General features: G+C 67.8%; 13 protein-coding genes. 4 read left to right on the top strand and 9 right to left on the bottom strand.

Annotation, left to right across the window (positions count from 1 at the left end):
- Positions 1 to 318 precede the first annotated feature (318 nt).
- The gene (locus AC1DGD_RS12725) at positions 319 to 1,728 is read left to right on the top strand and encodes an aldehyde dehydrogenase family protein (RefSeq protein ID WP_476857024.1); all 1,410 of its coding nucleotides are present in this window, start codon (positions 319 to 321) and stop codon (positions 1,726 to 1,728) included.
- Positions 1,729 to 1,749: 21 nt separating this feature from the next.
- Here AC1DGD_RS12725 and AC1DGD_RS12730 read toward each other — a convergent pair whose 3' ends face one another.
- From AC1DGD_RS12730 to AC1DGD_RS12765, 8 genes are all read right to left on the bottom strand, one after another.
- Positions 1,750 to 3,912 (bottom strand): elongation factor G-like protein EF-G2, encoded by a 2,163-nt coding sequence (locus AC1DGD_RS12730; protein WP_476857025.1) that lies wholly within the window; start codon positions 3,910 to 3,912, stop codon positions 1,750 to 1,752.
- Between the two features lie 106 nt (positions 3,913 to 4,018).
- Entirely contained in the window at positions 4,019 to 4,417 is a 399-nt protein-coding gene (locus AC1DGD_RS12735) for a hypothetical protein (protein WP_476850742.1), read from the bottom strand.
- Positions 4,418 to 4,858: 441 nt separating this feature from the next.
- The gene (locus AC1DGD_RS12740) at positions 4,859 to 5,281 is read right to left on the bottom strand and encodes a heat shock protein transcriptional repressor HspR (protein ID WP_476857026.1); all 423 of its coding nucleotides are present in this window, start codon (positions 5,279 to 5,281) and stop codon (positions 4,859 to 4,861) included.
- A gap of 15 nt (positions 5,282 to 5,296) precedes the next feature.
- On the bottom strand, positions 5,297 to 6,280 hold the full coding sequence (locus tag AC1DGD_RS12745; RefSeq protein WP_476850743.1) for a DnaJ C-terminal domain-containing protein: 984 nt from the start codon (positions 6,278 to 6,280) through the stop codon (positions 5,297 to 5,299).
- A gap of 263 nt (positions 6,281 to 6,543) precedes the next feature.
- Positions 6,544 to 7,215, bottom strand: coding sequence for a nucleotide exchange factor GrpE (locus AC1DGD_RS12750; protein WP_230009328.1), 672 nt, complete (start codon positions 7,213 to 7,215; stop codon positions 6,544 to 6,546).
- Between the two features lie 2 nt (positions 7,216 to 7,217).
- On the bottom strand, positions 7,218 to 9,080 hold the full coding sequence (gene dnaK / locus AC1DGD_RS12755; RefSeq protein WP_079550752.1) for a molecular chaperone DnaK: 1,863 nt from the start codon (positions 9,078 to 9,080) through the stop codon (positions 7,218 to 7,220).
- Between the two features lie 354 nt (positions 9,081 to 9,434).
- A complete protein-coding gene (locus tag AC1DGD_RS12760) occupies positions 9,435 to 9,890 on the bottom strand; it encodes a hypothetical protein (RefSeq protein WP_476857027.1) in 456 nt (151 codons plus the stop codon).
- 91 nt (positions 9,891 to 9,981) lie between these two features.
- Entirely contained in the window at positions 9,982 to 10,788 is an 807-nt protein-coding gene (locus tag AC1DGD_RS12765) for a TetR/AcrR family transcriptional regulator (protein WP_476857028.1), read from the bottom strand.
- A gap of 124 nt (positions 10,789 to 10,912) precedes the next feature.
- On the opposite strand from AC1DGD_RS12765, the gene AC1DGD_RS12770 reads away from it, so the two are divergent.
- Positions 10,913 to 11,875: an NAD-dependent epimerase/dehydratase family protein gene (locus AC1DGD_RS12770; protein ID WP_476857029.1), complete on the top strand. Its 963-nt coding sequence runs from the start codon at positions 10,913 to 10,915 to the stop codon at positions 11,873 to 11,875.
- Positions 11,876 to 11,900: 25 nt separating this feature from the next.
- On the opposite strand, the gene AC1DGD_RS12775 is transcribed toward AC1DGD_RS12770, so the two are convergent.
- Positions 11,901 to 14,135 (bottom strand): MMPL family transporter, encoded by a 2,235-nt coding sequence (locus tag AC1DGD_RS12775; protein WP_476857030.1) that lies wholly within the window; start codon positions 14,133 to 14,135, stop codon positions 11,901 to 11,903.
- Between the two features lie 229 nt (positions 14,136 to 14,364).
- Here AC1DGD_RS12775 and AC1DGD_RS12780 point away from each other — a divergent pair, with 229 nt between their 5' ends.
- Entirely contained in the window at positions 14,365 to 14,925 is a 561-nt protein-coding gene (locus AC1DGD_RS12780; protein WP_476857031.1) for a MarR family winged helix-turn-helix transcriptional regulator, read from the top strand.
- A gap of 651 nt (positions 14,926 to 15,576) precedes the next feature.
- A partial coding sequence (locus tag AC1DGD_RS12785) for a hypothetical protein (RefSeq protein ID WP_476857032.1) occupies positions 15,577 to 16,058 on the top strand: 482 nt, incomplete at its 3' end.

Below are 16,058 nucleotides of genomic sequence, written 5' to 3' on the forward strand. Positions count from 1 at the left end.
CGGTCATGAGTCTGGGAGATGGGGTGCGTTGCACCGTGAAATCCAGCATGGCAGGTGGCGCCCGTCACGCTTTTGTCGATTAGCGACCGGTTGTTGTTCCTGAGCGTAGTCAGCACCAGGCCCTGCGCCGGCCGCACGGCGGGCCGGACGCCCTCGGGTCCGCAGCCTCAGGAATAGCTTTCGGTGTTCCGTTCGCTCCCGCACAACAGCTCTTCGCGGATAGACAAGCCCCTCGGCCCCTCGCCGGAGCACGCTTGAAACAGCACTCTTAGGCCGCACCGGCCGCGTTCTCTGACCTACTCGATGTGGAGTACCCCCATGGAAACCTACGACGCCCTACTCGCCTCGATCACCCCGGTGGCCGGGGAAACCCGCACGATCTTTGACCCGGCCACCGGACAACCGGTCGGCGAAGCACCCGTCCACACCGTTCAGGACCTCGAAGCCGCCATCGCCGCCGCAGCCGCCGCGCAGCCGGCCTGGGCTGCGCTGGGCCACGACGCCCGGTCCGCCGCGCTGCTCAGGGCCGCCGACGCCGTCGAACGCTCCGCCGAGGAACTCGCCCGCCTGCTCTCCCGCGAGCAGGGCAAACCGCTGAACGGCCCGAACGCCCGCTTTGAGGTCGGCGCCTGCGCCGCCTGGCTCCGCGTCGCCGCCGGCACGCCCTTGGACCCCGAAACCGTGGTGGACGACGGCGAAACCCGCGCCGAACTGCACTACCGGCCCATCGGCGTCGTCGGCGCGATCGGCCCCTGGAACTGGCCCATGATGATCACCGTCTGGCAGCTCGCCCCAGCCCTGCGCATGGGCAACGCCGTCGTCATCAAGCCGTCCGAATACACCCCGCTGTCCGTTCTTGCCCTCGTCGAAATCCTCAACCAGGAACTCCCCGAAGGCCTCCTCACGGCGGTCTCCGGCGGCCGCGACGTCGGCGAGGCCCTGGCCGGACACCCCGCGGTCGGCAAGATCATGTTCACCGGCTCCACCGCCACCGGCAAGGCCATCATCAAATCCTCCGCCGACACCGTCAAGCGCCTCACCCTGGAGCTCGGCGGCAACGACGCCGGCATCGTCCTGCCCGACGCCGACCCCAAGGCGATCGCCGAGGGCCTGTTCTGGGGCGCCTTCATCAACACCGGCCAGACCTGCGCGGCGCTCAAGCGCCTCTACGTCCACGACGCCATTTACGACGCCGTCTGCGAGGAACTCGCCAGCGTGGCCCGTGCCATGCCCATGGGCAACGGACTCGACGAGGCCAACGTCCTGGGCCCGCTGCAGAACCGCCAGCAGTTCGACATCGTCGCCAGGCTCGTCGAGGCAGCCCGCGACTCCGGCGCCAGGATCCTGCTCGGCGGCAACCCGGAGAACGACCAGCCCGGGAACTTCTACCCCACCACCCTCGTCGCGGACATCGCCAACAGCAACCCGCTGGTCGCCGAGGAGCAGTTCGGCCCCGCCCTGCCGATCATCCGCTACGGCACCGTGGACGAGGCCATCGCCATGGCCAACGCCGTCGACGTCGGACTCGGCGCCTCGGTCTGGTCCTCCGACCCCGCCGAAGCCCGCAAGGTGGCGGCCCGGCTCGAGGCCGGCACCGTCTGGATCAACAAGCACGGGGCCGTGGACCCCCGCATCCCGTTCGGTGGCGCGAAACAGTCCGGCTACGGACTCGAATTCGGTGTCGAAGGCCTCAAGGCCCTCGGGGTTCCGCAGGTCATCAACGGCTGACGCTGCGCTTAGCAGGGGCCATCAGCGCAGCGCCTGCGGCACGGGTTCGTGCCGCAGGTAGCTGCGCCGGAACCGGCCGCTGCCGGCGGTCAGGGCCCGCAACTCCACCGCGTACCGCAACAGTTCCTGGTCCGGCACCTCGGCGCTGATCTCGGTGCCGTCGGCGCCGGCGGAGGTGGTTCCGGTCAGGCGTGCCCGCCGGGAGGACAAGTCGCTCATCACGGCGCCCACGTGGTCCTCCGAAACGCTGATGGTCACGGACGAGACCGGCTCCAGGAACTGGATGCGGGTTGCCCCGGCCGCCTCCCGGAGGGCCAGCGCCCCGGCCGCCTGGAAGGCAGCATCGGAGGAATCCACGCTGTGCGTCTTGCCGCCGATCAGCGTTACCTTGATATCCACTACCGGGAACCCGGCCGAGACGCCTTTCTGCATCTGGGCCCGGACGCCCTTTTCCACCGAGGTAATGAACGGCCCGGGAATCACGCCGCCAACGGTCTTGTCGACAAACTCGAACCCGCCGCCGCGGTCAAGCGGTTCCACCTCGATGTCGCACACCGCGTACTGGCCGTGGCCGCCGGATTGTTTGACATAGCGCCCGTGTCCGGCGGCCGGCGCGGCAAACGTCTCCCGCAGCGGCGTGATGACCTGGACGCTCTGCAGGTTCACCCCTTGGTCCCGCAGCCTGCCCAGGACGACGTCGGCGTGCGCCTCGCCCATGCACCACAGGATCAGCTGGTGGGTTTCGGAGTTGCGTTCCACCCGCAGCGTCGGGTCCCCGGCAGTGACCTTCCCCAGGTTCCTGGCCAGGGCGTCCTCGTCGCCGTGCGTGGCGGCTTCGATGGCGACCGGCATGAGCGGGTCCGGCATGTCCCAGGCGGCCACCAGCAGCGGCAGTTCCTTGGCCGAAATCGTGTCGCCGGTCTCGGCGGTGCCCAGCTTGGTCAGCGCGCAGATATCCCCCGCGACGCAGAACGGCACTGGCCGCAGTCCTGATCCCAGTGGCGAGTACAGGTGGGTGACCCGCTCGTCGCTGTCGTGGTCCTCGTGGCCGCGGTCGGCCATTCCGCGGCCGCCCACATGGATGGCGGCGTCTTCCCGCACCACGCCGGAGAAAACGCGCACCAGGCAGACGCGGCCAAGGAACGGGTCGATCGTCGTACGGACCACTTCCCCGAGCAGCGGACCGTCGGGGTCGCAGCCGAGCGCGCCGGCGGGCACCCCGTCGAGGTCGGTCGCTGCGGGGACGCCGCGCTCCGCCGGCGTCGGAAACGCACGCACCAGGACCTCGAGCAGTTCCGCCAGGCCGAGCCCGGACTGCGCCGACGCCGGCAGCACCGGGTGGAAGGACCCGCGGGCCACGGCCGTCTCCAGATCGGTGATCAGGACGTCGGGGGCGATTTCCTCGCCTCCGAGATAGCGGTCCATGAGCGTCTCGTCTTCGCTCTCGGCAATGATCCCTTCGATCAGCGCGCCCCGTGCGGACTCCGCGGCGGCGAGTTCGACGCCGGTCGCGGCCCGGGTGGCCGGCGCCGGTTCCGCATCACTGTAGTCGGAGACCGTGCCGGTCAGCAGTCCCAGCAGCCCCGTGACGGGACCGTCCGCGGGGACCGGCAGGTAGAGCGGGAGGATGGAGTCGCCGAATGCCAGGCGGCAGCGGGCGATGGCGGCGTCGAAGTCCGCACGCGGATGGTCCAGGCGGCTGATGACCACGGCCCGCGGCATCCCGAGCCGCTGGCACTCGCTCCAAAGCGCCGTGGTCGCTGCGTCGACATCGTCGGTGGCCGAGACGACGAACAGCACCGCATCCGCCGCCCGGAGCCCTGCCCTCAGCTCGCCGATGAAATCCGTATAGCCCGGAGTGTCCAGCAGGTTGACCTTGATGTCCCCCACCATCACCGGCACCACCGCGAGCGCCACGGAGCGCTGCTGCGCGATGGCGGAAGGATCCGAGTCGCTCACCGTAGTGCCCTCGGCGATCGAGCCCTTGCGGGTGATGGCTCCGGTGGCGGCAAGCAGTGCCTCGGTGAGCATCGTTTTTCCGGAACCGGAATGCCCCACGAGTGCCACATTGCGGACCTTGTCCGGCTGTTCCGGCGGCGCGACGCCGTTGGCGTCTGCCCGCCGGAGGTCAGACGTACCCCGGACCGGTCCTCTTGACGGCGTCTTGGCGCCTTTCGACGGCATGAGAACCTCCCGGCGTCGCATCCACTCGTGCCCTGCAGGGCCTTGTGTTAAGGATTGGACACCCTGGGACGCCCGGACAGCAAGGTCTTTTTCAGGCCGTAGTTTTTCAGGCCGTGGCCGGAGCAACCAGGGACCCGGAGGCTGCCCGGTTCCGGAGCCAACGGCCCAGGGCCTTGCCTTTGCCCGTCCACCAGCTGTCCTCGTCGCTGCCATGGTGCCACCTGAAGATCACGGCGACCATGACGAACACTCCAGCGGCGACCTCGGGCCAAGAGCCGGAGGCGGCATCGAGGAGCACGCTGAACGCCATGACCACGATGGAAGGCAGTGCAAGTGTCCGGAACCACGTGTTGGCGACGAACCGGCTGCGGGATCGCGGCACGGAGACCGCGCGGACGAAGTCGAAGCACAGGCAGACGACCACCAGGGCCTGCCCCAGGGACATCAGGATGTGCCCCGGCAGGGAACCGGCAAACAGGACGGCCGCCTGGAGCCCCGGGCTCACGGCGTGCCCGTCAACGCAACTGGCCGCAGCCGGGACCCGCCCCGAAGGGGCGAATCAAACCTGGGCGAATCAAACCTGGGCGAATCACACCTGGACGGATCAAACTCGGTTGAATCATGCATGCGATGCCCCCCGGCGTCTACGCTGCTCCTGCGCTGGCTCCGCGCCCGGGCTACCCGTAGGAGCTGTAGGCGTGTCATGCCAGCCTTTTCTGACACTCCAATTCAACGCGCGGAATGGGCATGAAGTCACGCAAATCAGGTACCCGACTATCGGATGGTCGGGTACCTGATTGCGTTCCGGTGTACTCGGTTTGCTCCTGCCGCTACTTGCCCCGGCATTGCGACGTAACTGAAAAACGTGATGGTTGACACATTCCCCGTGGCCGTGTCATCGCCGCCCTGCTCACCAGGGAAACCTGGGGAACCCGCGAGATGAGTCCTAGCCCATGCCCCTCGGCCGCCACACCACCAGCGCCTGCGACCGCGCCTGCGGACGCTTGCCGCGGGCCAGGCTGACGACGTCGCCGGCAGTTCCTGCGGCGAAGATCCGCGAATCGGCCCCTTGGCGGCGCCGGCCCAGTTCCTCAGTCAGTTCTCCGACCCGGCGCTGCAGGACGGCCACCTGGTTCTCCAGCTGGAGGATCCGCTTGATGCCCTCCAGCGAGACCCCCTCCTGGGAGAGCCGCTGGACCTCGCGAAGCATATTCACATCCCGCTGCGAGTAACGCCGCGACTTGCCCGGGGCACGGCTGGGCGAGACGATGCCCAGCCGGTCGTACTGGCGCAGCGTCTGCGGGTGCATGTCCGCCAGTTCCGCGGCAACGGAGATGACGAAGATCGGCTGGTCGAAGTCGATGGCCATGGCTGGATCCCGTTCCTAGAGCCGGGCCTTGGCTGCCAGGCCCGCGCGGACGTCCTCATTGGCGGTGGCCGCGGCGAAGGCCTTCACGGCCTCCTCCGCTTCCTTGTTCAGCTTCCGCGGAACAGCGACGTCGATCGTCACCAGCAGATCGCCGGTGGCTTTGGCGTGCTTGACGCCGCGGCCCTTGACGCGCAGGGTCCTGCCCGAGGGCGTCCCTGCCGGAACCCTGACCTTGACCGTGTCGCCGTCGACCGTCGGAACCTCGATGTCTGCGCCCAGGGCCGCCTCCGGGAAGGAGACCGGGACGTGGATCCGGAGGTTGTCGCCGTCGCGGACGTAGAATTCGTGCGGCTTTACCGAGACGGTGACCATGAGGTCGCCGTTGCCGGCGGGGGCGTACTGCCCCTTGCCGCGGACGCGGACCTTTTGTCCGTCCTTGATGCCGGCCGGGATGCGGACGTCGATGACCTCACCGTCCGGTTCACGCAGGCCGATCGTGGTGCCGCGGATGGACCCGCCGAACGAGATCGAGGTCGACGCGGTGCGGTCCGAGCCCTTCTGCGGAGCCCGCTGGAAGGACTGGCCCCCGCCGCCGAATCCGCCGCCGCCGAAGAGATCTGCAAACTCGGGCGGCATGCCGCCGGCCGTGCTGTAGCCGCCGGAGTGGCGGCCTCCGCCGCCGGTAAAGAGCCCGCCGAAGAGGTCCTCGAAGCCAGCTCCGCCGCCGGCCCCGCCGCTTCCGCCAGGGGCAAAGCGTGCGCCGCCGCCCATGGCCCGGATGGCGTCGTACTGCTGGCGCTCATCGGGATCCGAGAGCACGGAATAGGCCTCGGAGATGTCCTTGAACTTCTTCTCCGACGCGACGTTCCCCGCATTGGTGTCCGGGTGGTGCTGCCGGGCAAGTTTGCGGTAAGCCTTCTTGATGTCGGCGTCGGAAGCGTCCTTGGCGACACCAAGGATCTTGTAGAAGTCCTTGTCCACCCAGTCCTGGCTAGCCAATGGCGTTTCCTTTCAAAGTCTGTATTGCGTTCGAGCTCCGCTGGATAGGGGGCCGTGCCCGCTTCGCGGTGCCCGCCACGCCGCGGCCCCCTATCGAGCTGCGCTGCGTTCATCTCACCTTAGGCGAGACAACCGCTGAGCGGAGCGAGACAAGGGGCCCGGGAGTGGCATCGGGCCTATCGGAGCGTGGCGGCTTGGGTCCGCAGGACCCTAAGCCGCCACGCGTAGGGGCGGGGCCCCTTGTCTCGCTTCGCGATAGGTGACTACGCCGGTACCGCCACGATCACCTGGGCCGCGCGGAGGACACGGTCGCCGGACTTGTAGCCCGAGCGCAGCACCTGGCTGACGGTATCGATTTCGATATCCGTGCCGGGCTGCTGGATGAGGGCCTCGTGGATGGTCGGATCGAACTCCACGCCGGTCTCGTCGATGCGGACCAGTCCGTACGTCTTCAGCGCAGCCTCCAGTTTGGCGGCGATCGCGGCGAAAGGGCCGTCCGCGAGGTCGCCGTGCTGGCGGGCGGCGTCGACGTCGTCCAGTACCGGCAGCAGCGCGTTCAGGACGCCGATGACGGCCATCTCGCCCGCCACGGCCCGGTCGCGCTCGACCCGCTTGCGGTAGTTGACGTACTCGGCCTGCAGACGGCGGAGGTCATTCCTGAGCTCCTCCGCCTCGGCAGCGGGCGCGCCCTGGGCCACAGATTCCGCGGCGGGCACCTCAACACTGTTGAGGATGTCCTCCGCCTGGGACAGTGCGTCCCCGGAGTCTGCCGCGGCAGCTGCGTGCTCCTGGCCGGGGTGGCGGGCCTGGCCGGTCTTCGGATCAACCTTGCGGTTGTCGTGGATCACCGGCTTCTGCGGCTCGTTCTCCTGCTGTTCCGCGTCGCGCCGGCTCTCGGAAGAACCGTGCTCTTCTTCGTTACCGTGATGCGGCATGATTACTTCTTCTCGTCTTCGTCAACGATTTCGGCGTCGACGATGTCCTCGTCGGAGCCGGCTGCCGGCTCGCCTGCGGGGGCACCCTGCGCACCGGCGTGGCCGTCGGGGGAACCGGCCTGGGCGTAGATGGCTTCGCCGAGCTTGGTCTGGGAAGCCTGCAGCTTCTCGAACGCGGTCTTCACGGCGGCGTCATCGGTGCCTTCGAGGGCCTTCTTGAGGGCGTCGACGTCGGCCTTGACCTCGGTCTTGACCTCTTCGGGCAGCTTGTCGGCGTTGTCGGCGATCAGCTTGTCCACGGAGTAGGCGAGCTGCTCGGCCGTGTTGCGGGTGTCGGTTGCCTCGCGGCGGGCCTTGTCCTCGGCTGCGTGCTCTTCGGCGTCGTGGACCATGCGGTCGATGTCTTCCTTGGACAGCGCGGTGCCGCCGGTAATGGTCATGGACTGTTCCTTGCCGGTGCCCTTGTCCTTCGCCGAAACGTGCACGATGCCGTTGGCGTCGATGTCGAAGGTGACCTCGACCTGCGGAACGCCGCGGGGGGCCGGCGCGATGCCGGTCAGCTCGAACGTGCCCAGCGGCTTGTTGTCGCGGGTGAACTCACGCTCGCCCTGGAAGACCTGGATGGCCACGGACGGCTGGTTGTCATCCGCGGTGGTGAAGGTTTCGCTCCGCTTGGTCGGGATGGCGGTGTTGCGCTCGATCAGGTGCGTCATGATGCCGCCCTTGGTTTCGATGCCAAGGGACAACGGGGTGACGTCGATCAGCAGCACGTCCTTGCGCTCGCCCTTGAGGACACCGGCCTGCAGGGCGGCGCCGACGGCGACGACCTCATCGGGGTTGACGCCCTTGTTGGGCTCCTTGCCGCCGGCCAGTTCCTTGACGAGGTCGTAGACGGCCGGCATGCGGGTGGAGCCGCCGACGAGCACGATGTGGTCGATCTCGGAGAGCTTGATGCCGGCTTCCTTGATGACGTCCTGGAACGGCTTCTTGGTGCGGTCCAGCAGGTCCTTGGTGAGGTCCTGGAACTTGGCGCGGGTCAGCTGCTCGTCCAGGTGGACCGGGCCGTCGGGGGTGACGGACAGGTACTGGAGGGAAACGTTGGTGCTGGAGGAGGAAGAGAGTTCCTTCTTGGCCTGCTCCGCGGCTTCGCGGAGACGCTGCAGGGCAATCTTGTCCTTCGTGAGGTCGATGCCCTTGACCTTGAGCTGGTTCAGCAGGTATTCAACGACGCGCTGGTCCCAGTCGTCGCCGCCGAGGTGGTTGTCACCGGCGGTGGCGCGGACCTGGATGGTGGAGAAGTTGTCCTCATCCTTGCCGACCTCCAGGAGGGAGACGTCGAAGGTTCCGCCGCCGAGGTCGAAGACCAGGATGAGTTCGTCTTCCTTGCCCTTGTCCAGGCCGTAGGCCAGGGCGGCCGCTGTGGGCTCGTTGACGATGCGCAGGACGTTCAGGCCGGCGATTTCTCCGGCCTCCTTGGTGGCCTGGCGCTGGGCGTCGTTGAAGTAGGCCGGCACGGTGACGACGGCGTCGGTGACCTTTTCACCGAGGTAGGACTCGGCGTCGTTCTTAAGCTTCATGAGGATACGGGCGGAAATTTCCTGCGCCGTGTACTTCTTGTCGTCAATGGCGACGGTCCAGTCAGTGCCCATGTGGCGCTTGACGGACGCGATGGTGCGGTCAATGTTGTTGACGGCCTGGCGCTTGGCGATCTCGCCGACCAGGACCTCGCCGGACTTGGAGAAGGCAACAACCGACGGCGTGGTGCGGCCACCCTCGGCGTTGGCAATGACGGTGGGCTCGCCACCTTCGAGAACGGAGACGACGGAGTTAGTGGTTCCGAGGTCAATACCTACTGCACGTGACATGGATTGTTTCCTTACTTCCTTGGAATCTTGCGGAGATGGCCGCGGACCCGCAGTGGCTCCAACCGCAAGGGCTCTAACCGCAGTGGGTCCGACCGTTATTGAGCGATCTACACTCAACTTTACCCAGAGGGGGACATAAGTCAATTTAAAGTTGAGCGAAGTCGACTCAACTTTGCTTTCCCGCCTCGCCCGCGGCAGCTCCTCGCCGCCTAAATTCCCCTCAATCCAGCCCTTCCGGCGCGTCCCGGGCGGCGTTTCGCCCTGCGCGAACCTGCCCGCTGGGCGCAGGGGCGCAGACCTGGGCAGGGGACCAGCCGGCGCCCGCGCCGGCTGGTCCCGCCAGCTTTGATCCCGTTAGTTGTCGCCCCGAGCCGCGTCGCCGTCGGCAGGTTCTCCTGTTGCCGGCCGGGCGGATCGCTCGGGACGGGACATACCGGCGCTCCCGTAGTCACCCTCGGGGTATTCACCTTCCTCGGCGACGCCGGCGGGCTCACCGGAGACCCCGCCCTCGCCGTAGTCGCCCTCGGGATAGTCGCCTTCCACGTCGCCGACGACGGCGGCTCCGGCCACGCCGGCCTCGCCGTAGTCCCCCGCGGCGTACTCCCCCTCGACGGCGGTGGGCGGGACTTGGCCTGCCGTGCCGGCGGAGCCGTAGTCGCCCTCAACGTATTGCCCCTCAGGTGCCGCGGCCTCTGCCTCATCTTCCGCGGGACCGGTATCGACGTTCCGCGGCGCCGCTTTTCCGGGGACATTCTCTTCAGGCGTGTTCTCTGCAGGCCTGTTCTCTTCAGGCCTGGTCTCTTCAGACATGGATGGATCCTTCCTGGACGCATCTGGCGCGCCCGTGCGGGCGCAGGGGCAGTCTATCGAGCGCCACGGCAAGGCAACAGGGGAACCTGGTTTACCGGGCAGCGCCGGCCGCCGGCAGACCCGCGACGTCGGCCAGCACCGCGAGGTGGTGGCCGAAGAGCTCCTCCCGGGCTGTGAACGTGTCTGGGCCATACTGGCCGAAAACCTCGAAACTGACGGCACCGAAGAGCGAGGTCCAGGCCAGTGCACCGCGGGCCAGGAGGTCATCCGGCACCGCCAGGCCGAACTCGGCGCGGATTTTCGCCAGGTCCCCCGCCAGCCCGGCGGCCACGGCAGGACCCCGCTGGCCGGTCACGGCGAGCCGCCCGGCCCGGAAGGCGCCGTCGAGGATTCCCATGAGGGCAGTAATCACCCTCGTCCCGGGGCCGGTGGTCCGCCCCGCCGGAGCCTGGTAACCGGGCACCGGACTGCCGAAGAGCAGGGCGTAGCGGGAGGGCTCGTGCAGCGCCCAGTCCCGCACCGCGCGGCCCAGCGCCGTGAAGCGCCCGCCGAAGTCATCCTCCGGCACTGCCCCGACGGCGGCATCCACCGCATCGCCAAGTTCGTTGTACGCATCAATCAGCAGAAGGGTCAGCAGCTCATCGCGGCTCTCCACGTAGCGGTAGACCGCCGAAGAGACAACCCCGAGATCACGGGCCACGGCGCGGAGGGACAGCGCGGCGGCCCCGTGCAGCGCCAGATGCTCCCGGCCCAGCCGGACGATATCGGCCACCGTCTGGGCGCGGGCACGCTCGCGCGGGGTGCGCAGCCGCGCCGCCGCCGGGGCCGCTCCGGCCGCTCCGGCCGGGCCTGCCGCAACGCCGACGTCTATCGCGCCCGCAATCCTGTCCTCTGGCATGAGTCCAGCATTCCACATCCAAGAGCACTGTCAACAAATGTGAGCACCGCTCTTGACTTGCCGGCCACGGCGGCGCATCCTGAATGGGAGAGCACTGCTCTCGTTATTTCAAAAGGAGATCGGAATGTCCCAACCTGCAGCCTCCGGACACCAACCGTCCAGGCTCTATGTCGTCACAGGGGCCGGCCCGGTGGGCTGGACCGTCGCCGAACAGTTGGCAGCGGCGGGCCACCGGGTGCGCCTCCTGACGAGGTCCGGCAGCGGACCCGCCCACCCGCTGGTGGAACGAGTGTCGATCGACGTGTCCGAGCCCGCCCGGCTCGGCGAGGCCGTCCAGGGCGCCGCGGCCGTTTTTCACTGCATCCACGGCTCGCGCTACAACGCCGAGGTGTGGGCCAGGGAACTGCCGGCCGCCGAGCTGAATGTGCTCGCCGCGGCGGGCGCGGCGGGCGCCGTCGTGGTCTTCCCGGAAAGCCTGTACTCCTACAGCACCCCGGAAAACATCATGACCGAGGACAGCCCCCGGCAGGCGCAGGGCGGCAAGCGCGGAGTCCGGACCGCACTGCTCGCGGCCCGGGCGGCCTCCCCCACCGCCACCGTGAGCATGGTGGCCGGCGATTTCTTCGGGCCGCGGGTCCGCAACTCGCACGCCGGCGAGCGCATGGTCCGGCCCGTCGCGGCCGGCAAGCCAATGCAGGTGATCGGGCGGGCGGACCGGCCGCATTCCTTCACGTACGTCCCGGACCTCGCGGCCGCCATGATTGCGGCGGCTGGCAGGCCTCAGGTGTGGAACCGGGTATGGCATGCGCCCACCGGACCTGCACTGACCCAGCGCGAGATCGCGGGGGCATTCGCCAAGGCGGCCGGCGCCCGGGCACCGCGTGTCACCGGCGTTCCCGGGTGGGCGGTGAGGGCAATGGGAGTGTTTTCTCCGGATATGCGGGACCTGGCCGAGACCCTGTACCAGTTCGAGCACCCCTTCGTCATGGATTCCACGGCGAGCCAGGCCGCGCTGGGGCTGACACCGACCCCGCTGCACGAGGCAGCCGCCGCCACCGTCGCCTGGTGGGGGGACCAGGGACAGTGACGGCGGCTGCGGTTTTCGGTTCCGCCTAGCGGACCCCGGCCTCCTCGTTTTCAGCCGGATCTGCCTTCGGATTTTCGGCGGACAGCGTGGCCCGGGCGCCGTCGCGGGCCACAGCCCCGCTCCCTGGCCGGCCGAGCTTGCCGGGCCACCAAAGCCGCGGGCCGATGTCGTAGGCCAGCGCGGGCACCAGCAGGGAGCGGACCAGCACCGTGTCCAGCAGGACGCCGAACGCGACGATGAAGGCGAGCTGGACCAGGAACATGATCGGGATGACGCCGAGGGCCGCGAAGGTGGCCGCCAGGACCACCCCGGCAGAGGTGATGACCCCGCCTGTCACTACGAGGCCGCGCAGGATGCCGGCCCGGGTGCCGTGCTTGAGGGATTCCTCCCGGACCCGGCTCATCAGGAAGATGTTGTAGTCGACGCCCAGTGCCACGAGGAAGACGAAGCCGAACAGGGGCACCGTCGCGTCCGCGCCCGGGAAGCCGAAGACATTGTTGAACACGAAGGCGGAGACGCCCATCGCCGCGGCATAGGACAGGACCACCGAGGCGACCAGCAGGACCGGCGCGAGCACCGAGCGCAGCAGCAGCATGAGGATGACCAGGATGACGCCCAGGACCACCGGGATGATGGTGACGAGGTCGCGCTGGGCAGTGGTGTTGGTATCCAGCGCCGTGGCCGTCACACCGCCGACCAGCACACCGCTGTCTATCTTCTTCAGGTCCTGGCGGAGCGACACCACGGCGTTTTCGGCCTCGGCGGAGTCCGCGGCGTGGTTCAGCGTCGCGTTGATCAGGACCTTCCCGTCCCTGATTGCGGGGGCAGCCGGCGCGCCCGGGGCGCCGGTGATGACCGGGGCGCCGCCTTCGGCCAGCAGATAGGCGTCTCCGACGCCGTCGCTGGTCTGCAGCTTCGCCAGAACGTCCTGGGCGTTTGCCTCGTCGGCCACGATCACCGCGGGGCTGCCGGACCCGGCGTCGAAGTGCCGGCCCAGGGCATCCTGCCCGTCGACGGCATTGGAGGAGGTGAGGATGACGTCGGTCTGGGCGACGCCGTTGGCTTTAAGCTGCAGGAGGCCGGTAGCGGCTACCAGGAGCAGCAGCACCGAGGCGACCCAGACCGTGCGCGGCCGGCGGGATACGAGCGAACCGGTGGCCCGCCAGAGTCCCTTCTGGCCCTCGAGGCCGGTGACCAGTTCCGGTTCCCGATCGGTTTCCGGGAGCAGTTTGGGCCGGAACGGCCAGAACGCTGCCCGGCCCAGCAGTGCCATCAGGGCCGGCAGCAGGGTCAGGGCGGCGAAGAGCGCGCAGAGGATGCCCGCCGCCGCCACCGGGCCGAGGGCCTTGTTGGAGTTGAGGTCGGAGAACAGCAGGCAGAGCAGCGCGATGATTACGGTGGCGCCGGAGGCCAGGATCGGTTCCCAGGCCGCCTTCCATGCGGTGACGGCGGCGGCCGTCCGGTCGGTGGTGTGGGTCAGGGCTTCGCGGAACCGGGCCACATACAGCAGGGCGTAGTCGGTGGCTGCGCCGATCACCAGGATGGACAGGATGCCCTGGCTCTGGCCGTTCAATTGGATCCAGCCGACCTTAGCCATGCCAAACACCAGCAGGATCGCGGCGCACAGCGCGAAGACCGACGTGAACAGCACCATGACGGGCAGCAGCAGGGAACGGTAGACAATCAGCAGGATCAGGAACACGGCGCCCAGGGCCACGAGCAGCAGGATGCCGTCAATGCCGGCAAAGGCACTCACAAGGTCCGCGGTGAGGCCGGCCGGTCCGGTGACGAATGTCTGCATTCCGGCCGGCGCGGACGCCCGGACCTCGTTGCGCAGTTCCTTGACGACTGTTTTCACTTCCGCCGAGGAAGCAATGGGCACCACGAACTGGACTGCCTTGGCGTCCTCGGAAGGGATGGGACCGATAACCGTGCTCCCGGCCTGCAGGGCCTCTAGCTTGCCCTTGAGGGCCGCGGTCTCGCGGAGCTGGGCCGGGGTGAAGGCGGAGTCGCTCTCAACCACGATCACTGCCGGGATCTCCTTGGAGTCCCTGAACTTTGCCTGCCAGTCCGCAGCCTCGGTGGCCTCGGCCCCGGCGGGAAGGAACGATGCCTGGTCATTTGATGACACCTCGCTCAGGCGGCCGAATGTAGGGCCGCCGACGCCGGCGATCGCCAGCCAGGCCAGGACGAGCACTGCGGGGACCAGCCAGCGCAGCCAGAACGGGACACGGGTCGCCGCGGACGAAGTCGTTTTCATGTTTCCTTCCAGGGTGCGCCTCGGAGTGGGAGCAGAGATCAACTCCATAGTAGACTATCTCCATCATAGAGATAACCCATTTGCCGGGGGCACCGGAGGAGAATGGAAAGACAGCCGGCGTCAGGCCTCTCCGCAGACCCTGCAGTAGACTCCCGAAGGCGCCGTCGACAGCGCCGACCTGCCGCGGTCAGACCACCGGGGCAGGATCAAGGGACGAAGGAGGTCCGCCGTGTCAGCCGAATCCCCGGGCCTATCCGAAGACGCGGTCTCGCCCAAGAACACAGTCCCGCCCGAAGCCGCCGGTCCGCCGCCCCTCGTCCGGCTCCTGCAGGAATTCACCCTCGAAGCCAACCGCTACGTGGACTCCGCCGGCGGCCGCAACGACATGCACCGCACGGACCTCAACGCCCTCGCCGTCATCATGCGGCACGCGGCGCGGGACCAGATTGTCACTCCAGGGGTGCTGAGGAAAGAGCTGAACCTCAGCTCCCCGGCCACCACCGCACTGATCGACCGGCTCCACAGTTCCGGCCACGTGGTCCGTGAGCGCGAGGGCGCGGACCGCCGCCAGGTGCAGCTGCGCATGACGCCCAAGGCCTACCGGGACGGCGGCGCAATGTTCCTGCCGCTGGCCCGCCACATGGGCGCAGCCATGGCGAACTTCACGCCCGAAGAACTGGAGATCGCCACCCGCTTCATGAACTCCATGATCGATGCCACTGTCCGGGCCGGTGAGGAAGCGGCCCGCGGCCCCGGGCCGGAGCAAGCGCCGGGGCAGCGCCCCGGCTGACTCGCGGCCCGGGCTGATCCGAAGCGCGCCGTCACGGGTGCGCCGCAGCCTGCGACTGGGTAACAAGCACGGCTTCCGCCAGCACCGTTTCCGGCACCACCTGAGCTGCGGGTGCACTGGCCCAGGAGACTGGCAGGATGCTGAATCGGAAATGATATCGATGAATGAAGTCGATGCTATCTAATTCTCGGAGGGCGGAGTTACGAACGTGCCGTTCTCTGCGTAGGCGCTTCATCGTGCGAGAAAGCACTCGGGTTTCGACGGGAAAGCCAAGAAAAGGTACAGGTTAAAAACCTACAGTTGCGTCGTGGCACAGCAGCGCAGCCAACGGCATGCCACAAACGTCATTTTCTCCCCTGGAATAGCGATGCCCGACCCCAGCAAAGCGAGGTCCCCGCACACACCTAACGAATAAGCCGCGCCTCCAGCGCCTTGGCAAATTCCGTTTCGACTCGACGAGGCCGGCCAGTTAGCAGAATTTTGCATGACACTTGGGGGCTTTCATTATCTTGAGCAAACACTCTTCATGTACTTTGTCGACTGCACTCGCGCAAACACACAATTCAGGGGGACAAATTGACATCAAATAGGGTCGGCGCGATACGGCGTATTTTCAGTCCGGCACGCACAGCACTCACGGCACTATTTGCAGTGCTCCTTTCACTTCTCACCGCTGCGCCCTCCCTAGCTGCGACGGCAGAGACTGAGCCCAACAACACCATGGCCACGGCCACAGTGGCTCCCCTGGGAACCACCATTTCCGGCTCAACACTGAGCGCAAGCTCCGAGGACACCGATTACTACGCCATCGACCTGCCCAAGGCAGGCCGGGTCGGCCTGAACTTCAAGTTCCCCGCCGGGCTCGGAACCGGATTCACCTACAGGGTCAGCATCTACAACGCCAACGGCACCAACCTCTACAGCTTCGACCTCGACGGCTCCRCCGCTGACGGCAGCTGGCTCGCTGGCCAGGGCACATTCCTACCCGCAGGCCGCGCCTACATCCAGATCTACGGCTACGACGGCGCAGCGAGCTGGGGCAAAACCTACACCCTCAACACCACCCTGAGCGCGGGGACCGTCGAACTCGAACCCAACAGCAGCACCGCAGCCGCAACAGTGGTGCCCCTGGG

The organism is Arthrobacter sp. 05T45 (genome assembly GCF_056395875.1).